The organism is Nocardia sp. NPDC051981, assembly GCF_040680715.1.
Lineage (GTDB): Bacteria > Actinomycetota > Actinomycetes > Mycobacteriales > Mycobacteriaceae > Nocardia.
In genome coordinates this window covers 1-23,782 of record NZ_JBFAXK010000050.1, presented here as the reverse complement: position 1 = coordinate 23,782, position 23,782 = coordinate 1, and the positions used below count along the sequence as shown (strand labels likewise).

Genomic DNA, 23,782 nt, shown 5'->3' with positions numbered 1-23,782 from the left:
GTCGCAGTGGTCACATCAAGGCCATATCAGAAAGCTCGGGCCGGCCCTCTACGGGCCAACCCTGGCCACCATTTAACCCTTTGTCACCAGGCTCTGAGGTCACCAATGCGGGCTGGGGCATGCTCACCATGCTGAAGGTGCCCGGCGCCGGCGAGATCGGCCTGTATCAGCCCCGCCACGCCACCGCCTACGATCTGCCCTGATTTCCCCTCGGATGTATTGCGCCCGTTCACTTCTCATGCCCAGATCATCAGTGCCGAGCCGACGGAGCAGGATCCGATGTCGGTGCGGAGACGCGATCGGATGTCCGGTCCTCGGTCGGCCGCACGGTGCCCCGGCCCGCCAAAGGGCCGGCAGGTCGTCGGCCTCGACGGCTTTCATCCATCGTGAACAACACCCGGTCGGAAGCGTAGACACGCTCGATCGACAGCTGGGCAAGATGTGGGAACAGGACCGCCACCGGTCCAAGATCAGAGCACCCGCGACATCTTCAACTATCAAGCGCCCGAGCGTATTTCGAACGGGGCAATCACGCAAACCGTGCCAGATCCAGCATTCAGCCGGAGTCCCTGGTGCCTCGACGGGGAACTCTCCGGCTCGAGCACCAACGAGCGAATGGATCGACTCGAGCAGATCGAGGTACCGGTGCTGGCCGTCGCGTTCGAGTTCGATCCGCTATTCGGTCCTGCCCAAGCACAATTGGCGGTGGATCGCATCCCAGGTGCCGAACTCTGCGTGATTCCCGAGGCCGCGCACGGCGGAGTGATGACGCACGGGCAGCATGTCGTCCCCCGAATTGTCGGGTTTCTGACCGAACACCACAGCTGATCAAGACGGCGAAGCCGAGCCGCTCGAGTCGGATGGGATCCACGCGAACCCCGGCGGACGCCCGACCGCCTGGACCCCGTCAAGCTGGCCCGCCACCCTCACGACCGCGTGCAGCGGTGGCGGATCGAGGTTTCAGTTGCGCAGCAGGTCGATGAGTTTGGTTTCGGAGAGGTCGCCGTGCCCGGCGTCGACCAGGCGCTGGAAGATCTGCTCGGCGGTGTGGCCGAGGGCGGCGGGGGTGCCGACCGCATCGGCCAGTTCGACGCCGATTCGGGTGTCCTTCAGTCGGAGCGCGGCCGTGAAGGCGATATCGCGGTCGTGGACGCCGGCTACCATTTCCTGGCACATGCGGATGACGGTGGGGCTGGCCGCTCCACCTCGCGAGAGGGTGTCCGTGACGACGGCCAGGTCCAGTCCGGAGAGTTCGGCGGTGCGCAGCGCTTCGGCGGTGGCGGCGATCTGGATGGAGCCCAGCAGATTCTGGATGAGCTTGTAGCTCGTGCCCGCCCCGACCGCGCCGAAATGCACGATGTCGATGCACAGCGGCGCCAGCAGCGGACGCGCCGCGTCGAGATGCGCAGCGTCCGCGCCGACGAACAGCGTCAGCCGCCCCGCAGCCGCCGCATCCGGCAGCCCGGTCACCGGTGAGTCGAGATAACGAAGACCATGTGCTGCAGCATGTTTCGCCAGCTCCAGCACCCACGGCCGGGAGATGGTGGAAAACTCCACCGCGAATGCGCTCGGCGCGTACTCCCCCGCCAGCGCGCCATCCGTGCCCAGCCATGCCGCCCGCGAGGCGTCATCGTCGGTCACCATGGCGAAAACGGCCTCGGCGCCATGCACCGCCTCCCGAGGGGTCGCCGCGAATGCCGCTCCCGCCCCGATGAGTTCGTCCGCCTTCTCCGGCGTCCGATTGAACACCGTCACCTCGTGCCCGGCAGCCACCAGCCGCCCCGCCATCCCCGCACCCATACGCCCGACACCCAGAAACGCAATCCTCGCCACCCACCGAACCCTACCGAGCCTGGATGTATCCGGATAAACGGATTTCGGCTTGCACTCAGCACATTGGCCCAGATTCGAGATCGAATCAGTGGCCGACCGCCTCGGTTCACAGCTCCGGGACGAACAGCGGCTGCTCGAGGAGACCGCGCGAGCATCGAGGCCACGCGCCTGGCGCTGCGGGAGGCCGGCTCGCCCTGAGACCTGCTCGAACCGCAGCGCCATGCGGCGTTTGCGAGTGTCGCCATAGAGGAACCCGGTCAGGTACGGGCTGAAGCGCTGGCCGTGATCGAAGGAATCGATGTATTCGGTTGCCGCGGTGAGCGGTTGCGTGGTGTCGAGATAGGACAGCACCGGATGCAGAGATGCACCCACTGCCTCGGACAGCGTCGAAACGGCCCGGGCCAGGATGGGCCGAAACAGCCCGGGGAGGCATCGCAAAGGCGGCATCCGTCGCGCGATCGATTACCCGAGCACATGAACAATCCGAACCTAACGGCAAATTTTGGGCAATTGACGAATTTCAGACTGGTCAGTTACGCGAGAGCGATCCGGTATTCGACCCCGGCAATTGTCAGGCGGTTCCGACGACCTCGCGTTCCACCCGGACGCCGAGCAGGATTTCCGAGACACCCAGGGCGATGGTCAACAGGCCCACCACGATCGACAGCGATGTCAGCGACTCGAACTGGACCACCCCGATCACCACACCGGCGGCCAGGGTCAACAGCCCGACCACCTCCAGCCGGCCCGCCCCCGCGAACTGCTCCGACCACACGCCCACAATGGCCTGCACGATGCCCCGCACCACCCAGGCCATCCCAATCCACAAGGACAGCAACGCAACCCACTCACCGCTGGTGAACGCCCAGGCGGCCAGCACCAGCGCGATGATCGCACTCACCACCTCCAGCACCTTCAACGCGGTGGCGATCCGCGCCCCGAACGCGACGACGAACTGCACCGCCGACGACGCCACCAGCGTGAGCCCGTACAGAATCCCCGCCACCGTCTGCGATTTGTCCGGCCACACCGCCATCACCACCCCCAGCACCACCGAGCAGCCGCCGGTCACGACCAGCGACTGCCAAGCCCAGTCGGCGAATACATCGGTTCGCCCCTCGATCCGGTTGGCGGGCATGCATAAATGATATGACCGATTCACTCAGGTAACTGGACGTTTGCGTTCTCACCGGCACGGGCGCGTCGCCCGTCGGCGAATTGCCCGGCACCCGAGAGCACGCACGACAGCAGGCGGACGAGCTCGGCCTGCCGGCAGGTGCCGGTCTTGGCGAACACTTGGCGCAGGTGGGTGCGTGCGGTATTGACCGAGATATAGAGCTCCTCGGCAACCGACGCCAGCCCACTGCCGCGCAGAACCTCGAAGGCGACCTGCGATTCGGCCCGGGTCAGCCCGTAGAGCTCGCGCAGGGTTTCACGGCCGCCCGGCTCCTCACGTTCGGGATCGACGATCACCATCAGTGCCGCGCGGCGCGGTGACTCCTGCGAACCCGGGCAGAGCGGCAGGATCGACACGGTCAGCGGCAGCCGGTCGCGGTCGCGCGGAATGAGCAGGCGGGCCGCGGCATTCGACGGGCCGGCCTGCACGGCCGCCGCCAGCAGGCGACGCAGCCGACTCGACATCGCGGGGTCGTTCGATTCCAGGCGCGCCAGGGCGCCCAGGCGCAGACCGTCGCCGGCCCGCAATATCGCCAGCGCCGCCGGGTTGGCGTAATCGACCCGGCCGCAACCGGATACCAGGGCCAGGCCGTGCCGGTGGCGGTCGAGCACGCTGAGCGCGAGATCCCGGTCGATGACGGCATCGGTCAGTCGCGCGGCGACGTCGAGGGCGTGGTCCAGGTGCGGCAGGAACAACCTCAGCACCCGTTCGGCCAGGACGCGGTCCAGGTTACGGTCCGCGCGCGGAAAGACGGCGATCCAGGAGCCCGGCGTCGCCAGCCGTGCGAACACGCCGTCCCCGAGCTCGTGCGGCGCGGCCCAGCCGGTGCAGAACGGATGCCGGCGCCCGCCATCCGGTGGGATCAGCTCGCTACCGGTGAGCACCGTTGCGGTGAGCGCGGATTCGAGCACGGCCGCGAACGGATCGATGCGCCCGTAGCGCTCGTTGTAGCTGTCCCGCAACCCCTCGGTGGTGCTCGCGATCATGTACCGCCGCCCGCCCTGTGCCGTGACGAGGCAGCCGTGGTGGCCGCCGAGGCTGTCGGTGATGGCTCGCAGTGCGCGTGTCCACGCGCCGGGCTGCCCTGTGGCACGGTTGATCTCCGCGATCAGCTCGGAAAAGCGAACGAGCGAGATGCCCGCCTCCCCCATGTCCATTGTCCCGCCCCCCATCAAGAACGATCACGTCCCGGCCGCCGAGCCCCGGTCGGAGGTGATACCAGTTTATCGGCCGAGAGCGGCGAGTTATCACAGGGAAAATTCATCTGTTCGGGTGAGGAATCGGATGGGCGATCCCGCTTTACTCGGGTCACAGCAAACGGACGGGCACCGGATCGGCTGTACCGCAAGGGGGAGAAGACTCATGGCTTTCACCAGGTATTGGCCCATGGGCGCCGGGCGGTTGGTCACCTCGGGATTCGGGCCGCGCGACGACGGCTTCCACTGGGGCGTGGACTTCGGCAAGGACGGCGGCAGCGGGGGCGAGCCGGTGTACGCCTCACAGGGCGGGACGGTCGTGTACGCCGGTGCCGCAACGGGTTTCGGCGGACCCGATCCGGCCGGCCGGCTGGTCGTCGACCATCCGGCGGCGGACGGCGGGGGCACCACGGTCTACGGGCACATCGTCCGCGAGGTCGAGCTGGGCAGCCGAGTCGAGGCCGGGCACCGAATCGCCCACGTCAATCCCGATTCCGGCACCAATGGCGGCGTCGCCCCGCACCTGCACTTCGAGTGGCACCGGTACTCGTGGGTGCCGCCGGGCCCGGATCGCCTGGACCCTCTCACCATGCTGAGCGATGCCGCCGAGCCGCCCGCGCTCGACCAGAACGGACCCGATATGACTTCCAACGCAACGATTTTCGGCATCGACATCTCGAATTACCAGGACGGGCTCGACCTCACGGAGGTCTTCGCCGAGGGATTCGAGTTCGTCATCGCCAAGGTCAGCGAGGGCGACTACTACACCGACGACTCCTGGCCCGCGTTCCGCGACGCAACCCTGGCGGCAGGCAAGATCCTCGTCGGCTATCACTACGTGCGCGGCGATGTCGACGCCGACGCCCAGGCCGCGCTGTTCGTCGATCATCTCGGTGATCACGGCATCCCGGCCATGCTCGACCACGAGCTGAACTCCGGCGACATCGGCGTGTTCGAGGCGGTGCGCACCGCTATCGAGAACCGTGGTGTGCACGTCGCGCTCTCGTACCTGCCGCACTGGTACTGGGAAGGCACGATGGGCTCACCCGATCTGAGCGGAATTCCGCCGCTGATGACCTCGAACTATGGCGACGGCCGCTCCGGCTACGCATCGGTCATCTACCCCGGTGACGACGACATCGGCTGGCAGCCCTACGGCGGCGCCGAGGTCGCGGTGTTCCAATTCAGCGACAGCGGCTCGGTGGCCGGTCGCTCCCTGGACGTGGATGCCTTCCGTGGCAGCCCCGACCAATTCCGCGCCCTACTCACAGGAGACGACATGAGCTTCACCGACGACGACCGCCGCATGCTGCGCGACATCTGGACCCAGTTGCTCGGACAGGACGGCAAGGGCTGGCCCCAGCTCGGGCAGAACTCCCTGGGCCAGAACCTGACTCCGGTCGACGCCCTCAGCGAGATCAAGAAGGACATCGAACACGACTGAGCCACGGCCGGGTTCGCTGGTGACGTACCGCGCGTCACCGGCCGGCCCGCGGCTATGGAGCGCTCAGGAAGACACCCCGTGACGAGGTGCCGTTCGCGGCCGACCACAGCGCGTCGGCATGGCTGCGGTCGCGCTCGAGCGCCGGACCGGTGGTGAGGCGGCGGTGGACGCGGATCAGCTCCGCGCCCGCGTTGGTCGAGCGGTCGGAATCGAAGGCGATATCGGTGTGGGTGTCGGTGTCGACGACCGTCGGACGAAATCCGGGTGCGGGCGAGAGGATGTCGCCGGGGACCACGTGCACGGTCAGGTCGGGGGTGTCGCTCGTGCTCTGGTCCTGGGCGGTGGCCTTGCCGGTCAGCAGCAGAGCGGCCTGCTCGATGAAGACCGGGTCGTGCGCGGCGTCGTAGAGCCAGCGCAGGCCCAGCACACCGTGTTCGGACGTGCCGATCAGTGCGTGGTCGAGGTCCTCGGCTCGCGCACCGCGGTAGGTCATGGGAATCAGATACGCCACCGGTTCCGCGCCCGAGGCGTCGGTGACGACCATGAGCTCGATGCCGACCTCGCCCCCCGGATCGTCGAGACGGAAGCCGCCGGACTTGGACAGCACCGGCGACTCGGCGCCGGAGTACCAGTGCCGGGTGGGCAGCCACCGCGCCAGCAGCTCCAGCTTGGTGGGCGCCATGGTCGTCCTGTGAATCTCGGCCATGCCGCCATCCTGCCAGAGATGGGCGGGATAGCGGCGGAACTTCTTGCGGCGGTGCGTTATTCGTTAGGTTCGCGCAACTTTCGGAAGAAGTCACGCAGATCGGCGGTCAGTAGATCGGGAGCTTCCATCGAGGCGAAGTGGCCGCCGCGATCGAATTCCGACCAGTGCACGATCGTGTTCCGGCGCTCGGCGACAGCGCGAATACTGCTGCTGCCCGGGAAGACCGCGACACCGGTGGGAACGCCGGAATCGGCCGGTGCGGCACCCCAATGCCGGGATTCCTTGTAGAGCCGCATGGAGGAGCCGGCGGTGTCGGTGAACCACAGCATCGACAGATCGGTGAGGAGCAGGTCGCGGTCGATCGCCGCATCGGGTGTCGGCTTCGCCGGATCGGTATAGGTGTTGACCACATCCAGGGCCCACGCCAGCATCCCGGCCGGCGAATCGGACATCGCCGGGGCGAGAGTCTGCGGTCGCGTGGAGTGCATGCCCGCGTAGCCGGATGTCTCCAACCGGTTCCAGTCCTGGTACCGGGCCAGCTTCTCCCGGTCTCGGGCGCTGAGGTCGGCCGGGTCGATGTCCCCGGCCGGGACTGTGATCGGGTCGTTGAGGTGGATACCGGCCAGGTGCTGCGGCGCGATCCTGCCCAACTGCGGTGCGATGAAGGACCCGGCGTCGCCACCGTGCGCCCCGTATCGCCCGTAACCCAGCGCGGCCATGAGGTTCGTGATCAGTTCCGCGCTGCGCTCGGTCGAGGCGTCCCCCGGCCGGTGGGTGGGGCCGGAGAAGCCGAAGCCGGGCAGGGTCGGGATGACCAGGTGGAAGGCATCTGCGGGATTGCCGCCGTGGGCGCGCGGATCGGTGAGCGGGCCGATCATGCCGGTGAAATCCTCGAAGGGCCAGCCGTGGACCAACACCAGCGGCAGCGCGTGCGGCTCCGGCGAGCGAATGTGCACGAAATGCATGCGCTGGCCATCGATTTCGGTCAGGAACTGCGGGTGGCGATTGCGCTCGGCCTCATGGACGCGCCAGTCGTAGCCGCTCCCCCAGTACTCGCACAGCTCCCGCACGTAGGCGGTCGGAATGCCGTAGGTCCAGCCCACCCCGGGCAGGTCGGCGGGCCAGCGGGTGCGGGCCAGGCGGGTCCGCAGGTCCTCGATGTCGGTGGCCGGGATGTCGATTCGGAAGGGCTCGAAAATCGTCATGCGTCCACGGTAGGAATCAACTAGGTCAGGTGCTGTCCTATACCGTCAGCGGATTCCCCTCGGGTTCGCCCGCGTTCTACGCTGTTGGACAAGCGTTTCAGCCGCAGCGAGGCGGCCGGGTGAAGGGATCAGGCATCGTGGGCACCGCTTTTCCACCGGGACCGCCTCTGCCACGCGCGGTGCAGACCGCCCTCTACGGCAAATGGCGCGGGACCCTGCTGCGCCGGTCCGCGCGCCGCTACGGCGACGTCTTCACGCTCCATCTGGTCGCGCCCTATGCCGAGAACCTGGTGGTGTTCTCGCGGCCGGAGCACATCCGCGAGATCTTCGCCGCCGACCCCGCGGATCTGCATGCCGGCGAGGGCAATCGACTGCTGGTGCACATCATGGGCCAACATTCGCTGCTGCTCACCGATGAGGAGGAGCACGCGCGGGCGCGGCGGCTGCTCATGCCGGCGTTCGTCGGCTCGTCGCTGCGCGGATATCGCGGGGTGGTCGACACCATCGCCGCGGCGCATGTCGACCGGTGGGTGTCGGGGTCGACGGTGCACACGCTCGACGCGATGAACGACCTGACACTCGATGTCATCATGCAGGTGGTGTTCGGCATGACCGACGAACGCCGCCGCGCCCAGCTGGCGCCGCGGCTGCGCCGGATCGTCAATATCGATCCGATCATCTTCTTCGGCTGGAAGTATCCGTTCCTGGAACGGCGCGGGCCGTGGAAACGCTTCCGCGACAACCAGAACGCCATCGACGAGCTGCTCTACAGCGAGATCACGGAGCGGCGCGCGCATCCGGACCTGGAGGCGCGCACCGATGTGCTGTCGCGGCTGCTGGCGGTCGGCTCCGGCGAGAACTCCACCGACGCACCGCTGTCCGACGAGGAACTGCGCGACCAGCTGGTGACACTACTGCTGGCCGGGCACGAGACCACCGCGTCGGCGCTGTCCTGGGCCTGCCACGAGCTGGCCGCCAATCCCGATGTTCAGGACCTGGCACGCCGGGCGGCGCACGACGGGGACGAGAAGTACCTCGAGGCGGTGCTGAAGGAGGCCATGCGCCTGCACACCGTCATCAGCGGGACCGGACGGCGACTCACCCGTGACATGACACTCTGTGGATACGAACTGCCGAAGGGGACCGTGGTCGCGACCTCGATCCTGCTGGCGCATCGGCGCACGGAAGCCTTCCCGGACGCCCTGACCTTCCGGCCCGAACGATTCCTGGACGGTTCGGTCGCCGCCAACACCTGGCTGCCGTTCGGCGGCGGGGTGCGGCGCTGCATCGGTGCGGGGTTCTCGCTCATGGAGGGCACGGCGGTGCTGCGGGAAATCCTGACCCGCCACCAGCTTTCACTGCCCGACGGGGCAGGTAGCGAACCGTCTCGGATGCGCAATATCACCCACGTTCCGGCGCACGGCGCGCGCGTGGTGGTCACCACCGACAACACCGTTCGGGTGTAGCTGCCCGGCCTTACCCGGTGACCGGGTGCACGTGCAGGGCACAGCTGTCGATAGTCGCTGAGACAGCGCGGGTGTCGGTCGAATTCGGTGGTGTGACCAGCAGATTCGTGTACAGCGGGCAGTGATTGCCGGAGGCGTCGACGGCGATGCCCTCGACGACCGCCGCGCCCGGACGACCGGATTCCAGTGTCACGGTGGGCGGTTCGTCGCTGCCCTGCGGCAGGCCGCCCATGTATCCGCGCGGGGTCCGATCGGCGTGCCGCAGTGGGCCGCCCGCGCCGGTGTCGACGCCCGGATAGCCGGTCAGCGTGCAGGGGGCCGCGCCGGCGGCGAGGCTGAAAGTGAGTTTCACACCCCGGTGCCCGGTGGCCGGGGACATGACATCGGCGGTCACGTCGACCTGGCCCGCACCGCAGGCCGCCTGCCGCGCCGGGACCGTGGTCTTTGCCTCCTGGGAGCTCGGCGGGGTGGCGGGAGCCGCGGCGCTCGCGCCCGCGACCGGGGCCCCGCTCGTGTCTGCCGGTGATATCGCCGGTGGTGAGGTGGTGGACGCACTCGACGAGCAGGCGGCCAGGCCGAGTGCGAGGATCCCCAGAGCGGCGAGAATCCCTGTGCGATAGCGCATTTCCCAACTCCTCCCGGTCCGGGAACATTGAAGAGCGGCCCCCGGCGTCCCCACACCTGGTATCGGTTCACGCCGCGCGAGTGTGAGCGCTCACTCCACCGCCCAGCCTAGGGGGCGGTCCGGGAACTCCGCGGCTCGTCGCGCGTGCGCCCGCGCCACGAACCCCGAGCAGTCGGGGCATTCGCTGATGATCGGATGGGCGCATTCGAGCAGGTGCTCGAGGAACCGGTCCGTCGCCTCCAGCAGTTCGATGCGCTCGCGCACCTCAGCGCGGCGGTCGGCGATCATGTCCCGCCGGCCGTCATACCCGCTCACTCCGAGCTGCCGGATCTGGTCCAGTGACAGTCCGGTTCGCTGCAGCGTCTGGATCATGCGGGCGTAGTCGAGGATGTGTTCGTTGTAGCTGCGGTGGCCCGACGGGCTGCGCGGCGGCGCGAGCAGGCCGACCGACTCCCAGTGCCGTAGCACGTGCGTCTCCACACCGAGCGCGGCGGCGGCGTCACCGATTCTCATGTCCTGGGCTATGGCCACGATTTACCCCTTTACTTCATGTCGACCTTAAGTATTAGCGTTCCAGCATGTCCGATCCAGTGCGCAAGTCCACCATCATCCAATGCTGCACCGCGGCAGTGAGTTCCATTCACGGCGCGGTCCGGCCGCGGCCCATCGATCAGCGGTTCCTGCGGTCCATCACCGATGCCGGGCTGCCGGCGCCCGAGCGCACCGTCAGGGTCACGGCGCTGCCGCAGTTTCCGCGCTCGGCGCCGACCGCGGCGATCGTGGAGGGGGTGTTCACACCGCGACGCATCGCCAGCTCGCTGACCTCCTTCGTCGTCCAGCACCCCGACGCCACCTTCATCGTCGACCCGAGCTATTGCATCGATGCGGAGCACCGCGCCATCGCGCAGCTGCCCGCGGTCATTCGTCCCGTCGTGCGCCCGCCCGTCGAGACAATCCCGACCATCACCGGCCTGCAGTCCCAGCCCACCCTGCCCGCGCTCGACTTCGCCCTGCCCACGCATGCGCATTGGGACCATGTCTGCGGACTCCTCGATTTCCCGGGGCTGCCGGTTCACCTCCACAGCACAGAGAAGGACTGGGTTATGACCGGGCCGGTCGCGCCGGTCGGTGGTGTGCGCGATGCACTGGTGGACCGCCCCACGGTCGAGTACGACCTCGACGGCCCGCCGGTGCTCACCTTCACCCGCAGCCGTGACCTGTTCGGTGACGGCAGCGTGGTCCTGGTGGATCTCGCAGGGCACACGCCCGGCAGCGTGGGCCTGCTCGCGCATACCGCGCGCGGGTGGATCCTGCTGGCGGGCGATGCCGCCTGGCATGCGTTGCAGATCGAGAAGGTGCGCCAGAAGTCCGGTTTCCCAGGCATTTTCGTCGACGAGAATCGCGATCTGACCTTCAAAACCCTGCACCGGCTGCACCTGGCGCAACGGCTCCTGCCGGTGATCCCCACCCATGATCACGATGCGGCACAGCAGCTCGTCGCACCTCATGGGGAGGCCGCCGAACAGCTACCGTGAACGCATGGGGATCACCGTGCGCCCGGCGCAAATGTCCGACATTCCCGAATTGGCGCGCGTGCTCGGCATCGCGTTCTCCGACGATCCACTCATCACGTGGCTGATCCGGGACGATGCCACCCGGGCCCGCCGCGCCGCCGCCCTCTTCGCCGCCCAGGCTCGCCACCACTTCGTTCCCCTGGGCGGTGTCGAGGTGGCCTGCAACGATGCGAATTCCATAGTCGGCGCGGCACTCTGGGCCCCGCCCGGCCACTGGCACGTCGCCGACACCGCGATGCCGCCCCAGCTGCCGGGTCTCGCCTACGCCTTCCGGCACCGCCTGCTCATGGCCGGCCAGCTCGCCGACCGCATGGCGGCTGCCCATCCTCGCGAACCGCACTGGTATCTCGCCGTCATCGGCTCGCTGCCCAGCGTCCGCGGTCAGGGGTACGGCCAGGCGCTGATGGGGTCCCGCCTCGAGCGGTGCGACGCCGAGGGCATCCCCGCCTACCTGGAATCCAGCAAACCTCAGAATGTCCCGTACTACGAACGCTTCGGCTTCGACGTCACCGGCACCCTCGATGCGACCCGCGGCGGTCCACCGCTGTGGCCGATGTGGCGCACTCCGCGCTGACACGCAAATGCGGTGTTGCCGAACGGGATTCGGTCGGCAACACCGCATTTGCGTGACAGGGTTACGGTTTGCGGGCCATGCCGCCGACCACCAGCTGTTCCCAGACTGTCAGCTCCGGATTGCCGGCGTCGGACTCCGATGGATCGGGACGCCACTGGGCGCATGGGCGCAGGCCGTCCTCCTCCAGTGTGAGTGCACCGAAGAGGAACTCGATCTCCGGTTCGGTGCGGAAACGGCCGCGACCGAACGCTTCCACGATCTTGTTCGCGGTCGCCACGGCCTCGCGGGTGGCGCCGGAACGGAAGTGTGAGATATAGACCCGGCTACCGGAAGGGAAGCGATCCGACCAGTACCGAACCACGCCGGCCGGATCCTCTTCGTCATTGACGAAGCTGAGGGTGATTCCGAACAGGATGCCCACCGGCTCGTCGAATGTGATCACACGCTGTACGTCGGCATGCTTCTGGATGCTGTCCGGATCACGAATATCCGCTTCCAGCACCACGATTCCGTCATCCACGGCCAGCAGCGCCCGTCCATGAGAGGCCACGAACGGATCGTCGTCCACGTACACTACGCGGGCATCCGGATACACCTGCCGCACCACCTGGTGCACATTGACGCTGGCAGGCAGGCCGCAACCCATATCGATGATCTGGCGAATCCCGGCAGCCGCCATGGCTTTCACGGCCCGGAGCACAGCGTCCCTATTGGTGATGGCCAACCGCTCGGATCCGGGTAGGTCCTCGATGAAGTAGTCACCGACATCCTTGTCGACACCGTAGTTGTCGCGCCCGCCGAGTACGTAGCTGTATACGCGTGCCACGCTCGGCCGGGACTGCCGCGCTCGCATGGCGTTGATGTTCAAGTGTCACACCCCTCTTTCCTCATCGACGATACCGCTATCCACCAGGAAGTCCTGCGCCGTCCACCCGAACATCGCGAGCCGCTCCGAACGACGGATCGTGCCTACTGCGTAGCGCCCGCGGCGGCCGCGGTCGTCGGCGCCGCCGCAGTGGTTGTCGGTGCGGGAGTAGTGGTTTGGGGCGCGGTCGTCGTGGTCGTGATCGGTGCGGCGGTTCCCGGATCCGTGGTGGTGGTCGGGGCGACTGTGGTGGTCGGCGTCGGGATTATGGACGCCGAAACCGGATCGGGGCAATGGCCGAGTATCTCACCGAGACGGTTGATCTCGGCATTACTGCGCGGGTCACCGACATAGTTGATCTTGTCGGTGCACTTGACGTAACTGTCCGGCGCGGGAGTTCCGCCGGGGGCCGAGTCGGACACGGGCGGGGTATCGGGCGACTCGCCCGGGGGCTGCTGCTCCGGCGCCACGCCGCCCGGCGAGCCCGCCACGGGACTTCCCCCGACCGGCCGGCCCGCACCCGGACTCGCCACGGGCGCACCGGAAGTAGTCGAGACCGCCACCGTGCTCGTCACGCTGGCCGACGGCTTGACCGTCGTCGCGCTCGCGGTCGATTTTCCCGAGTCGCTCGAGCAACCCGCCACCAGCGCGACCACCGGTGTCATCATCAGCACCGCGATACGCATGGCCGTTTGCGGGAGCGACCGACCACGCCATTCCGCCAGAGCGGACATCGATTCCTCCTGAGGGTGCAGCCCCAGCCCCGACTCATCCGCTGCACGAACATCTTTCGCCGATCCAGAACCGAATCGGCAACCTTGAATCCAGGGGCATTAACACCCCCCGCTCGACCCTAAGGGCTCCAGCAACCGGACGCTATCGTGCTCGGTGCCCCTATTTCCATGGGCCACTTATCGATCAGGTACCTGCGATTTATCGATTGAGTGCCGACGCTACTCTCACGGCTTCACCACCGAGGCCGGATCACGCTGCGCGAGCAGGGCATCCAGCTGTTTTTCGGCGCGTTCTGCACGGGCCAGGGTCTGGGTGCGGGCATCGTCCAGGGCGGCAAGCCGTTCGGCGGTCTCCTGCCGGGTCTTGTCGACGGCGGCCGCCGATTCCGTACGCACCGCGGCCAAGTCGGCGGCGGCCTGCCGGCGCACCTCGGTGAGTTCCGTCCGCGACCGATCGAGCTCGGCGCGGGCCGTCTTCAGTTCATCCCGAGTGTCGGCGACCGCCTGACTGCGTTCGGCCACAGCGGCTTCGGCCCGTTCGATGGTGCGCTCGGCATCGGCGGCACGCTGTACGGCGAGATCGCGTTCCGCGCCCGCCGCGGTGATCCGCTGGGCGGCGTCCCGGCGCACCTGCTCGACCTCCGCGGCCGCCTTCAAGCGAGCCAGTTCGATGTCCTCGCCGGCCTGCTGGCGCGCCCGCTCGATGTCCTCGGCGGATTCCCGCCGGATGGTGCGGATCTCGGCTTCGGCCTCCGCCCGGGCGGCGAACACATCGTCGGCCGCCTGCTTCGTTACCCGCTCGACTTCCTTCAGCGCGTCGTCGCGCGCGGCGAGCGCCTCCGCGATCCGGCTCTCGGCTTCCTCTGCGGCCAGCGCCGCGTCCTCGGCCGCCGATTCGGCTGCCGCCCGGGCCTCCTCGGCCTCCCGCCGCGCCTGCTCGGCCGCCACGGTGGCCATCTCCGCCTCCGCGATCCGCCGTGCCGCATCCGCCTGCACGGCCTGGACCTGAGCTTCCGCGACGGCCGGATCGGCCAGCGTCGACAACTCCGCCACGGCGGTATTGAGCGTCGTCCCAAGCTGTTCGGCGATCGCTCGGAACTGTCCGAGCAGCTCATCGGCCCGCAGCCGAGCCACAGTCACCGGCCCCCGTTGCGTCACAGTGACATTCGCCGGGGGCGTCTCCCCCTCGGCTTGTTGCTGCCGTTGCCGCTCTCGCCAGGCCCGCCAGCGCGTGTGCTCCGGGTGATCACAGTATTCCGACGGACGCCCCGGCCCTCCGCCACGCGTAATCGGTTTGGTGCAGCCGGGGTAGTTGCAGATGCTCGACACAACAGAAATCGTAGCGTTGGTTTCGTCGAATCCAACGGAACAACACGAAACGAAACCTGAAGCGCTCCAAATCAAACCGAACCCTTCTGACACCCGATAAGTGAACGTTATCGGTGGTCAGAATCCGCACTCCGCCTGAAAACGCCTGATTCAGTTTCGTTTACGTTTGGTTGGCGCGCACGCTACGGAATTACAACGAAACCTCTCAAAAACTGGGCACACATGTACGCGCGTACCACTTCTCGTGAGGTTGTTGACGGGAGGGGTAGATGTCGGCGGAGCAATCCAGCGTGATCCGCTTGTGCGATCGACGTGAGCAACTGACGCTGCGGATCATCCTGACCACCGCACGCCGGCTCTTCGCCGAGAGCGGATACACGGGTACGTCGATTCGGAGCATCGCCCGCGAGGCAGGGGTCGCACCGCAGACGATCTACTCGCACTTCGGGTCCAAGGCCGGAGTGCTGAGGGGGACTCCTCGACCTGGGCTGGGGCACAGGGCAGTCGGCCATACTGTTGGCAGCCGACGTCGCCGAAGCGGTCGGCATGGACCCGGAACCCGAGATGAGATGCGGCGACTCGTGGCCCGAGCGGCGACAAGATCACGACTGCGGCATACATTTGCGCAGTACCGCCCATAACCGACCCGGAAGGACGGGATCCGACGTGTCCGACGCAGAACGGATCAACTGGGACCATCTCAAGACTCGGCAGCCGACCGACGCTGAACGAGATGCGCTGCGAGCAGACCTTGTCGAACGGGCGCTTGCGGTCAGGCGGAACGGGTGGGACGACTATCGATCCGTGTGGACCAGCGGCGAGATTGCCGGTGTCGCCTACCTGCTAGAGGAAGGCGACCTGCTGGAGGAACTCGACGAGCACGAAGGGTCGGTGCTGACCCGATTCGCCGGCGATCTGTACGGCTTCAAGGGCGCCCGGAAGGACATCGAAGCCGGTCTGGTCGGTACCCAGGCGTGGTTCGCGACCGCCCGCGCCGAACTGGATGCCCGCAGTTCCGGCGCGAACGGATAAGCAGCGTCGGCTACTTCGCCTGTGGCGCAGGCTGCGCCGGGTCCTTGCAGTACGGGAGTTCGGGTGGGCAGGGGGTGAGGATGGTGGAGAAGTACTGGATGGCGGAGAAGAGGGTGACGGGGCCACCGGCGAGGACGATGCCGGCCATGGAACCGACCGCGCCGAGGGTTGCCATGCCGAGCACGCATCCGGCGACGGTGGCGCCGACGAAAGGCACCAGCAAAGCGATGACGGGGCTGGAGATGACGGCGCCCGCGGCACCGCCGACCAGACAGCCGACACCGGCGCCGAGGACGGCACCGAGCACGGCGCTGACGGCCGCACCGATCGCGACGCGTTGCGCGAACGCACCCAAGGCTTGTGCGTCACGTGGCGTAAAGGATTCGGCCACTTGGGTTGCCGCTTGGTCGACGGTCACGACGTCGCGGGCGTCTACCCGAGTGATCTGCTGCGGGTTGGCCTTCGACGGTGTGAGGGTCGCGGTCGAGCCGTCGAGTCGGGCGGTGACAGGGTAGGCGGTGTCGTCGATGCGGTAGGTCAGCGGGAGGGCGGCGACGGGTCGGTCGTGGCGGTCGAAGAGCACCAGTTGCTCGTCCAGACGGCGCAGCGTGCCGTCACTGACGGTAATAACGGCGGAGTCGCCCTGCCGGGTGACTTCGTATGCCACCGGCGCGGATTCGCCGCCAGCGGTCGGTTCCGCGTAGGCCGTTGCGGCGGGAATGACCACTGCAGTCGCTGCGAATGCGGCGACTACTGCGGATTTCCTCATCTTCATGGGTACCTCATCATCATTGATGGAATCGGGCGCGGCCCTGCGGACCTCGCCCGTGGTGAGCGGGGGTTTATGGCGGCCCCCGCATCCGGCGGTCAAACGCCGGAGGCTGTGTTGTTCGCGAGAACCGTTGTCCCTGGGGCGGTATGGGCCGCGACGAGTTCGCGCTTGAGGATCTTGCCGCTGGCGGTCATCGGCAAGGTGTCGGTGAACTCGACGATTCGCGGGTACTTGTAAGCGGCCAACTGCTCACGGGACCAGTCGATGAGCTCGGTTTCGGTTGTCGCCGTGCCGATTCGCCGCACGATGCAGGCCTTGATCTCCTCGCCGTAGTGCTCGTCGGGGACACCGACGACCGCGACCAGCGAGACCGCCGGATGGGTGAGCAGCACCTCTTCGATTTCGCGCGGGTAGACGTTGAACCCGCCACGCACGATCATGTCCTTGGCTCGGTCGACGATATAGTAGAAGCCGTCCGAGTCTCGCCGGGCCAGGTCGCCGGTGCGGAACCAGCCGTCCTGCATGACTTCCGCGGTCGCCTCGGCCCGATTGTGGTAGCCCTTCATCACGTTGTGGCCGCGCACCGCGATTTCCCCGATCTCGCCGGTGCCGGTGATGTCGTTCCAGTCGGCGTCGATGAGGCGGGCTTCGATGCCCCACACGGGAACTCCGATCGATCCGGGGCGCGGGTCGCGGTCCGGATCGGCGAACAGTGCCAGCGGGGAGGTCTCCGACAGCCCGTAGCCTTCGAGAATCTGCACACCGAAGCGCTGGGTGAATCGCGAGAGCATGTCGACCGGAAGTGCCGCGCCACCGGAGACCGCCTTGCGCAGCGTGCGCACGATGCGGCCGGTGTCGCTGCCCTCCTCGACGGCGTTGAGCAGTCCCCAGTACATCGTCGGCACGCCGGCGAAGAAGGTGATCTGCTCGTCCTCCATCAGCCGCAGCGCCGTGGCAGCGTCGAACCGCGGCATGAACACGAGGGTGGCCCCGACGGAGAGCGGTGCGTTCATGCTGAGGGTCTGGCCGAAGGAATGAAACAGCGGCAGCACCACCAGGTGTGTGTCGTGACGCGCAGAGGTGTTGTCGAACAACCGGTTCGCGGTCAGAGCGTTGAGCAGCATGTTCGAGTGGGTGAGCTCGGCACCCTTGGGCCGGCCGGTGGTTCCGCTGGTGTAGAGGATGACCGCCGTATCGTCGGAGCGCCGAGCCACGGTGCCGAATCGCTCCGGGCGCTGTGCGACCGCCTGGGCGAGGGTCTCGATCTCCGGATACGGCGACAATCCGGCCGGATCATCGGTGATCATGATGAGGTGGCGGCAGCGCGCCGCGCGCCGGAACCCTTCGCGCCCGTACTCCCCTATCGGCAGCTCGCCCGTGCCTTCGAAACAGAAGTACAGGTCGGCCTCGGAATCGTCGAGGTGATACGCGATTTCACGGGAGCGCAGCAGGATATTGAGCGGTACGACGACCGCGCCGGCCTTCAGAACCCCGTAGTAGATGATCGGGAATTCCGGCACATTCGGGCAGGAGAGGGCGACCTTGTCTCCGGGCGCGATGCCGCGGGCGACGAGCAGATCCGCGACCTGATTCGCGCGGGCGTCGAGTTCGGCGTAGGTGAGGCGCCGGTCGCCGAGCACGACGGCGTGTTTGCCGGGGCGACGCCGGGCGGTGTCCTCGAGTAGCACGGCGAGATTGAGCATGGATTTCCTTCACAGGATCGGCGAAACATACTGTGGTGCAGAGTGTTTCGATACGACCAGGAGTCGGCCGGTCAGGGCACGACGGACAGCGGTGCGCCGGTGGCGGCCCGCACCTGCGATGCGGTGATACCCGGGGCGCATTCGCGCAGCATCAGACCGGCCGGGGTGACATCGATGACGGCGAGGTTGGTGATGATGCGGTGCACAACCCGTTCGCCGGTCAATGGAAGCGTGCAGTGGGACACGATCTTCGGCGCTCCGGTCTTGTCGGTGTGTTCCATGAGCACCAGGACGCGACCGGCCCCGTGCACCAGATCCATTGCCCCGCCCATACCTTTGACCATGTGGCCGGGGACCATCCAGTTCGCCAGGTCGCCGGCGGCCGAGACCTGCATCCCGCCGAGGACGGCGGTGTCGATGTGCCCGCCGCGAATCATGCCGAAGCTGGTGGCCGAGTCGAAGAACGACGCTCCCGCCAGGGTGGTGACGGTCTCCTTGCCTGCGTTGATCAGATCGGCGTCGATGTCCGCCGCGGCCGGATATGGTCCGGTGCCGAGGATTCCGTTCTCGGAGTGCAGGGTGACGCGGACGCCGGCGGGCAGATGGTTCGGGATCAGGGTCGGCAGTCCGATGCCGAGATTGACGTATTCGCCCGGGCGGAGTTCGTGTGCGGCGCGGGCGGCCATTTCGGTGCGGGACCAGCCCAGATTCGTAGTGGCCGTGGTCATGCCGACTGCTCCTGGGCGACGGTTCGTTTCTCGATGTGTTTGAGCTGCGGTCCGGTGTGCACCACCCGGTCGACGAAGACGCCGGGCAGGTGGATGCGCGCTGGATCGAGATCGCCCGCGGGAACCAGATACTCGACCTGCGCGATGCAGCAGCGTCCGGCCATGGCGGCCAGCGGGTTGAAGTTGCGGGCCGACTTCTCGAACACCAGGTTTCCCTCGGTGTCGCCGATGCGGGCGTGCACCAGCGCGAAGTCGGCGGTGAGCGCTTCTTCGAGCACATAACGCCGTTCACCCCAGCCACCGCCGAAGGTGCGTACTTCCTTGGCGGGCGAGGCCACCGCGACCGATCCGTCCGCGGCATACCGCCACGGCAGCCCGCCATCGGCGACCGGGCTACCGACCCCCGCCGGCGTGAAGAACGCCGGAATGCCCGCGCCGCCGGCCCGCAGCTTCTCCGCGAGGGTGCCCTGCGGGGTCAGCTCGACCTCCAGTTCGCCGGCCAGATACTGGCGGGCGAACTCGCTGTTCTCGCCCACATAGGAGGCGGTGATGCGACGGATGCGCTTGTCCGCCAGCAGAATTCCGAGGCCGTGCGCATCGGTGCCGCAATTGTTGGATATCACCTCGAGATCGGTGACCTCGCGGGCGGCGAGCGCGTCGATGAGTGCGTCGGGGATACCGCACAGCCCGAATCCACCCACCGCGAGCGAGGAGCCCGAGGTGATGTCGGCGACGGCGGCCGCGGCCGATGCGGCGACCTTCGTCATCGGGCGGCCTCCGGTGCGGCCGCCGCCGGCATCGTCTCCTCGACGAGTTCTCGCAGCAGCTCGGCCGCGCGCGGCCAATCCCCGTATCCCGAGGCGGGATTGAGGTGGCCGACCTCGCCGAGATCGACCAGTCGGCTCCCCCACGCCTCCGCCATCCCGGAGACTCGCCGGTAGGTGGCCAGCGGGTCGTTGGTGGAGGCGGCGACAATGCTGGGAAATGGCAAGCGCCGCCAGGGAATCGGCGTCCATCCGTTGGCGTCCAGTTCCTCGCGGGAGGGATACCCGTCCGGTAGCGGGGTCTCGAAATCCGGGGGCGTGGCCAGTAGCGCGCCCTGCACGGGCCGGGTGGACTGCTGCGCCCAGCGCACGGTGATCATGACACCGGCGCTGTGGGCGACGAGCACGACGGGCCCGTCGATCTCGGTGAGCACCGCGTCGAGGGCGGCGACGCGGGCGGCGCAGGAGAGCTTGTCCCGCTCCAGCGGCGGCACCGTGCGGACCCGGTCCAGCTGGTCGGCGAGCCGAGTCTGCCAGTGGTCGGCGACGTGGTCGCGCAGACCGGGCACGATTACAACGGTCGGTGTGGTGGTCTCACTCATGAGGTGCGACAAGTCCTTTCGAAGGTCGATGCGATACGTCGGAGTCGAGCGCGGCGAGCCTGCGTAGCCCAGCCGGATAGGCGCGCTTGCCCAGCGCGAGTGCGGCGATGGCGAACAGATAGGTCAGCGGCGCGAGCCGCAGCGCGTTCGCCAATCCGAGGTGATCGGCGAGGACGCCGACAACGAACGGGCCCAGTGCCAGGCCGAGCAGACTGTTGGCCAGGGTGAGGGTGCCGAAGGCCGAAGCCTGGACGGAGGGGTGGGTGAGGTTGGCGACCATGGCCGCGGCCGGTCCCGACGATCCGCCGGAGAAGAACGCCCCGACGCCGATCAGCAGCAGTTGCAGCGGGCCGTGCCCGACGGCGAAACCGATTGCCAGGCAGGCCAGGGCGATCGCGCAGAACACGATGGCCGTGGTCCATTTGCGGGCCATATCGGTGCGGCCGACCCGGTCGGTGATCATCCCGCAGCCCACCATTCCGGCGCCGACGAGCAGCACGAACACCGAGGCGACCGCGCCGGCCCGGTCCGGGGCCAGGTCGTAGTAGCGGCCGAAGAAGCTCGGCATCCACGACAGCAGCACCGCTGCGGTGAAGATCTGCAAAGCACTGCCCGCATACGCGCACAGGACCGCCGGATTGGTGAACAGTGTCGAGACCGGAACTCGAAGGCCCGCCGCACTTTCCGGGCTGGGCGCCGGGTCGGCGGCATACCGGGTGAGCTTCTCCTCGCTGACGGCCGCCCGGAACAGCGCCGCCAGGATCAGTCCGAAGACCGCCATGAGAGCGAACGACCACCGCCATCCGAAGTGCACGGCGATCACCCCGCCGAACGCCACGCCCAGCACCGAGCCGAACGATCCGCCCGCCATGAACGCCCCGCTCAGCGCGGCATGCATGCGGGGCGCGAATACGCTGAGTACCACGGCGATTCCGACGCTGCCGTAGGCGGCTTCGCCGACGCCGACGAGGAAGCGGGCGCCGAGCATCTGCGGGTAGTCGGCGGCCGCCGCGCACAGCAGGGTGGCCGCGCTCCACAGCACCGCCATCAGGACCAGGCTGCGCACCCGCCCCCAGCGGTCGGCCAGCAGCGAGAGCGGCAACGTCAGTAGACCGACCATCAGCGCGACGACGCTGCTCAGCGAGCCCAGCCGCGAATCCGACAGTCCCCATGCGGTTTTCAGGAATGGAAAGACCGCGCTGAGGACTTGGCGCGACATGTAATCGGCCAGCAGCAGACCGAAGGCCAGCGCGAAGACGAGCCACGGATACGCCCGGCGGGTCCGTGCGACCGCCGTGGCCGGGGCGGCGGCCGGCTGGCCGTCCGTCCCGGCGGCGGTAGTGTGCAACTCCATTGGTGCTCCTACGTATCCGGTGTGCGAGACGGTGGTGCACACCGGAGTTAGAGGGGGAACCGGGGGCACACGACCGTCGGCCGTATGCCCCCGGAAATCGGGCCCTGCCTGATCAGCGACCCGAGATGCGGCCCGGTGCGAGCTGGTCAGGCGTGGTGGGTGAAGCCGACCTGGCCCGGCTTGCGGTTGGGCGCGAATCCGAGCTTGGCGAGCGTCTCGTCCGCGTCGGCATAGTGCTCGTCGAGCTTGTAGATCTCGCGCGCCTCCTTGCCGGTGGCGACCTCGCGACCCAGCTCACCGGCGATGCGCACCAGCTGCTCGACCTGCTGCACCGAGGTCATCTTCTGGCCCTTGCGCCCCCAGAGGGTGTCCTCGTTGCCGCAGCGCGCGTGCAGACCCATCGCGATGGCCATGGTGTTGACCGGCAGCACGCTGCGCATGAGCGTCTCGAGGGTCAGCACCGCGCCGTCGGGGACCCGGCGGATGAACTCCATCATGTTGTAGGGGTTGGGTCCGTCGAAGCCGCCGCCGATGCCGACCCAGGTCACCATGAGCGGGCCGGTGTAGACGCCGCGGCGGATCAGCCGTTCCACCGTCTCGAGCTGTGCGATGTTCGCGAGCTGGAAGTGCGGTTGAATTCCGGCCGCCTGCAATCGCTTCAGGTGCTCCTCCACCCAGCCCGGTCCCGCCGGCACGTGCATCTCACGGTAGGCCTCGTACACCTCCGGGCGGGTGAACGAGGTCCCCGCGATGTCGTCGTCGGTCATCAGCTCGACGATGTTCATCTGGTTGGTGTTGATGGCGATGGTGACCTGATCCGGCTTGGGATCCAGCGCCGCGAGCATGTGGCGTGCGTCGTCGGAGAGCCATTTGGCGTCGGCGCCATCACCTTCCGGCGCGAACGAGATGGAGCCGCCGACCTGGAGGATCATGTCCGGCACCGCCTCGCGCAGCCGGCCCAGCAGCTCGTTGAACTTCGAGAGCCGCTTGGAGCCCTTGCCGTCGAGTTCCCGCACGTGGATATGGAGAACCGTAGCGCCCGCGTTATAGCAGTCGACCGCCTGCTGGACGTGCTCGTCCATGGTCAGCGGCAGGTCTTCGCGGAAGTCGTCGGGCTCCCATTCCGGGCCGTAGGGGGCGACGGTGATGACCAGCTTCTCCTGGACCTCCGGGAACAGCGCATCGTCGTGAAAGTGCATGAGTTTACTCCAATGTGAGTGGGCTGGAACGGATGTCAGTACGGGAGGTCGCCGATGATCCCGGCGCGCTCCATCTTTCGGACCGCGGGCCAGTAGTCCTGGACCGCGTAATGCTGGGTGGACCGGTTGTCCCAGATGGCGAAGCTGTTCGGGGTCCACCGCCAGCGCACCTGGTATTCGGGGACCGCGGCCTGCCGCATCAGGTAGTGCAGCAGCTCCGCCGCACCCGGCGCGTAATCGAAGCCGAAGCGCACATTCTCCGGGGTGTGGTAATTGACCAGGTGTGTGGTGAAGGAGTTGACGAACAGGATCTGCTCGCCGGTCTCCGGGTGCGTGCGCACCACCGGGTGCTCGGCGTCCGGAAAGCGTTGCGCCAGTTCGTGACGTTGCTCCAGCGGCATGGCCGCGCCGAAGCTGGCCTCGATGCTGTGCCGGGCGCGCAGGCCCTGGATGCGGTTCTTCACCTCGTCGGGCAGACGCCGATACGCCTCGGCCATGTTCACCCAGATGGTGTCGCCACCGACGGGCGGCGCCTCGACGCAGCGCAGTACCGAACCCATCGGCGGATGCTGTCGCCAGGTGGCGTCGCAGTGGTAGGCGTTCTCGTAGTGCTCGGGCGCGCTGTCGAGATCCTTGTAGATGCGCACCAGGCCCGGGTGGTCCGGGTCGCTGCCGGCGACCGGATGGTCCTCCAGCTCGCCGAAGCGACGGGCGAGCGCGACGTGGTCGGCGCGGCTGATGTCCTGATCGCGGACGAACACGACCTTGTATTCGAGCAGCAGGGCACGCAATTCGGCGAAAAGATCGTCGTCGTGCGCCGCCGCGGCCAGGTCGATGCCGGTCAGCTCGGCGCCGATGGTGCAGGTCAGCGGTGTCACGCCGGTCGACCAGCGCAGCGTC

At 67.6% G+C, this 23,782-nt stretch carries 26 protein-coding genes; 8 read left to right on the top strand and 18 right to left on the bottom strand.

The window, feature by feature from the left end:
- Positions 1–80: 80 nt before the first annotated feature.
- Both AB0L60_RS41600 and AB0L60_RS41595 read left to right on the top strand, forming a co-directional pair.
- The gene (locus AB0L60_RS41600) at positions 81–203 is read left to right on the top strand and encodes a hypothetical protein (RefSeq protein ID WP_364626195.1); all 123 of its coding nucleotides are present in this window, start codon (positions 81–83) and stop codon (positions 201–203) included.
- A gap of 238 nt (positions 204–441) precedes the next feature.
- Positions 442–828, top strand: a complete 387-nt coding sequence (locus AB0L60_RS41595) for an alpha/beta hydrolase (protein WP_364626192.1) — start codon at positions 442–444, stop codon at positions 826–828.
- A gap of 132 nt (positions 829–960) precedes the next feature.
- Here AB0L60_RS41595 and AB0L60_RS41590 read toward each other — a convergent pair whose 3' ends face one another.
- The 3 genes from AB0L60_RS41590 to AB0L60_RS41580 all read right to left on the bottom strand — a co-directional run bounded on the left by AB0L60_RS41590 (position 961) and on the right by AB0L60_RS41580 (position 4,167).
- On the bottom strand, positions 961–1,833 hold the full coding sequence (locus AB0L60_RS41590) for an NAD(P)-dependent oxidoreductase (protein ID WP_364626189.1): 873 nt from the start codon (positions 1,831–1,833) through the stop codon (positions 961–963).
- Between the two features lie 571 nt (positions 1,834–2,404).
- On the bottom strand, positions 2,405–2,971 hold the full coding sequence (locus AB0L60_RS41585; RefSeq protein ID WP_364626186.1) for a DUF308 domain-containing protein: 567 nt from the start codon (positions 2,969–2,971) through the stop codon (positions 2,405–2,407).
- Between the two features lie 20 nt (positions 2,972–2,991).
- Positions 2,992–4,167 carry a helix-turn-helix transcriptional regulator gene (locus AB0L60_RS41580; protein WP_364626183.1) on the bottom strand — a complete coding sequence of 392 codons (1,176 nt, stop codon included), beginning with the start codon at positions 4,165–4,167 and terminating at the stop codon, positions 2,992–2,994.
- 205 nt (positions 4,168–4,372) lie between these two features.
- Between AB0L60_RS41580 and AB0L60_RS41575 the strand changes: the two genes are divergently transcribed.
- Positions 4,373–5,650 (top strand): GH25 family lysozyme, encoded by a 1,278-nt coding sequence (locus AB0L60_RS41575; protein WP_364626180.1) that lies wholly within the window; start codon positions 4,373–4,375, stop codon positions 5,648–5,650.
- 52 nt (positions 5,651–5,702) lie between these two features.
- Here AB0L60_RS41575 and AB0L60_RS41570 read toward each other — a convergent pair whose 3' ends face one another.
- The gene (locus AB0L60_RS41570; protein ID WP_364626177.1) at positions 5,703–6,356 is read right to left on the bottom strand and encodes a 1,4-alpha-glucan branching protein; all 654 of its coding nucleotides are present in this window, start codon (positions 6,354–6,356) and stop codon (positions 5,703–5,705) included.
- 56 nt (positions 6,357–6,412) lie between these two features.
- The gene (locus tag AB0L60_RS41565; RefSeq protein ID WP_364626174.1) at positions 6,413–7,561 is read right to left on the bottom strand and encodes an epoxide hydrolase; all 1,149 of its coding nucleotides are present in this window, start codon (positions 7,559–7,561) and stop codon (positions 6,413–6,415) included.
- 137 nt (positions 7,562–7,698) lie between these two features.
- Here AB0L60_RS41565 and AB0L60_RS41560 point away from each other — a divergent pair, with 137 nt between their 5' ends.
- A complete protein-coding gene (locus AB0L60_RS41560; protein ID WP_364626171.1) occupies positions 7,699–9,027 on the top strand; it encodes a cytochrome P450 in 1,329 nt (442 codons plus the stop codon).
- Positions 9,028–9,037: 10 nt separating this feature from the next.
- Here the strand turns inward: AB0L60_RS41560 and AB0L60_RS41555 are convergent, their stop codons facing one another.
- Both AB0L60_RS41555 and AB0L60_RS41550 read right to left on the bottom strand, forming a co-directional pair.
- Entirely contained in the window at positions 9,038–9,652 is a 615-nt protein-coding gene (locus AB0L60_RS41555; protein ID WP_364626168.1) for a DUF4232 domain-containing protein, read from the bottom strand.
- 90 nt (positions 9,653–9,742) lie between these two features.
- Entirely contained in the window at positions 9,743–10,183 is a 441-nt protein-coding gene (locus AB0L60_RS41550; RefSeq protein ID WP_364626165.1) for a MerR family transcriptional regulator, read from the bottom strand.
- Positions 10,184–10,230: 47 nt separating this feature from the next.
- Between AB0L60_RS41550 and AB0L60_RS41545 the strand changes: the two genes are divergently transcribed.
- Both AB0L60_RS41545 and AB0L60_RS41540 read left to right on the top strand, forming a co-directional pair.
- Positions 10,231–11,187 (top strand): MBL fold metallo-hydrolase, encoded by a 957-nt coding sequence (locus AB0L60_RS41545; RefSeq protein ID WP_364626162.1) that lies wholly within the window; start codon positions 10,231–10,233, stop codon positions 11,185–11,187.
- A gap of 4 nt (positions 11,188–11,191) precedes the next feature.
- Positions 11,192–11,800 carry a GNAT family N-acetyltransferase gene (locus tag AB0L60_RS41540; RefSeq protein WP_364626160.1) on the top strand — a complete coding sequence of 203 codons (609 nt, stop codon included), beginning with the start codon at positions 11,192–11,194 and terminating at the stop codon, positions 11,798–11,800.
- A 61-nt stretch (positions 11,801–11,861) separates the two neighbouring features.
- Here the strand turns inward: AB0L60_RS41540 and AB0L60_RS41535 are convergent, their stop codons facing one another.
- The 3 genes from AB0L60_RS41535 to AB0L60_RS41525 form a co-directional block, all read right to left on the bottom strand.
- On the bottom strand, positions 11,862–12,653 hold the full coding sequence (locus AB0L60_RS41535; protein ID WP_364626157.1) for an SAM-dependent methyltransferase: 792 nt from the start codon (positions 12,651–12,653) through the stop codon (positions 11,862–11,864).
- Between the two features lie 116 nt (positions 12,654–12,769).
- Positions 12,770–13,399: a hypothetical protein gene (locus AB0L60_RS41530; protein WP_364626154.1), complete on the bottom strand. Its 630-nt coding sequence runs from the start codon at positions 13,397–13,399 to the stop codon at positions 12,770–12,772.
- 225 nt (positions 13,400–13,624) lie between these two features.
- The gene (locus AB0L60_RS41525; RefSeq protein ID WP_364626151.1) at positions 13,625–14,539 is read right to left on the bottom strand and encodes a hypothetical protein; all 915 of its coding nucleotides are present in this window, start codon (positions 14,537–14,539) and stop codon (positions 13,625–13,627) included.
- Positions 14,540–14,997: 458 nt separating this feature from the next.
- Between AB0L60_RS41525 and AB0L60_RS41520 the strand changes: the two genes are divergently transcribed.
- Positions 14,998–15,369 (top strand): helix-turn-helix domain-containing protein, encoded by a 372-nt coding sequence (locus AB0L60_RS41520; protein WP_364626148.1) that lies wholly within the window; start codon positions 14,998–15,000, stop codon positions 15,367–15,369.
- Positions 15,370–15,394: 25 nt separating this feature from the next.
- Positions 15,395–15,760, top strand: coding sequence for a hypothetical protein (locus tag AB0L60_RS41515; protein WP_354832891.1), 366 nt, complete (start codon positions 15,395–15,397; stop codon positions 15,758–15,760).
- Positions 15,761–15,770: 10 nt separating this feature from the next.
- On the opposite strand, the gene AB0L60_RS41510 is transcribed toward AB0L60_RS41515, so the two are convergent.
- The 8 genes from AB0L60_RS41510 to AB0L60_RS41475 all read right to left on the bottom strand — a co-directional run bounded on the left by AB0L60_RS41510 (position 15,771) and on the right by AB0L60_RS41475 (position 23,778).
- A complete protein-coding gene (locus tag AB0L60_RS41510) occupies positions 15,771–16,535 on the bottom strand; it encodes a hypothetical protein (RefSeq protein ID WP_364626144.1) in 765 nt (254 codons plus the stop codon).
- Positions 16,536–16,627: 92 nt separating this feature from the next.
- Entirely contained in the window at positions 16,628–18,235 is a 1,608-nt protein-coding gene (locus tag AB0L60_RS41505) for a long-chain fatty acid--CoA ligase (protein ID WP_364626141.1), read from the bottom strand.
- Positions 18,236–18,306: 71 nt separating this feature from the next.
- Positions 18,307–18,963, bottom strand: a complete 657-nt coding sequence (locus AB0L60_RS41500; RefSeq protein ID WP_364626138.1) for a CoA transferase subunit B — start codon at positions 18,961–18,963, stop codon at positions 18,307–18,309.
- Positions 18,960–19,730, bottom strand: coding sequence for a CoA transferase subunit A (locus tag AB0L60_RS41495; RefSeq protein ID WP_364626135.1), 771 nt, complete (start codon positions 19,728–19,730; stop codon positions 18,960–18,962). The genes AB0L60_RS41500 and AB0L60_RS41495 overlap by 4 nt, the downstream gene beginning before the upstream one ends.
- Entirely contained in the window at positions 19,727–20,329 is a 603-nt protein-coding gene (locus AB0L60_RS41490) for an alpha/beta fold hydrolase (protein WP_364626132.1), read from the bottom strand. The genes AB0L60_RS41495 and AB0L60_RS41490 overlap by 4 nt, the downstream gene beginning before the upstream one ends.
- Complete coding sequence (locus AB0L60_RS41485; RefSeq protein ID WP_364626130.1) at positions 20,322–21,683, bottom strand: MFS transporter; 1,362 nt, start codon at positions 21,681–21,683, stop codon at positions 20,322–20,324. The genes AB0L60_RS41490 and AB0L60_RS41485 overlap by 8 nt, the downstream gene beginning before the upstream one ends.
- 146 nt (positions 21,684–21,829) lie before the next feature.
- Positions 21,830–22,882, bottom strand: coding sequence for a 3-keto-5-aminohexanoate cleavage protein (locus tag AB0L60_RS41480; protein WP_364626128.1), 1,053 nt, complete (start codon positions 22,880–22,882; stop codon positions 21,830–21,832).
- Positions 22,883–22,917: 35 nt separating this feature from the next.
- Positions 22,918–23,778, bottom strand: coding sequence for a TauD/TfdA family dioxygenase (locus AB0L60_RS41475; RefSeq protein WP_364626198.1), 861 nt, complete (start codon positions 23,776–23,778; stop codon positions 22,918–22,920).
- Positions 23,779–23,782 lie beyond the last annotated feature (4 nt).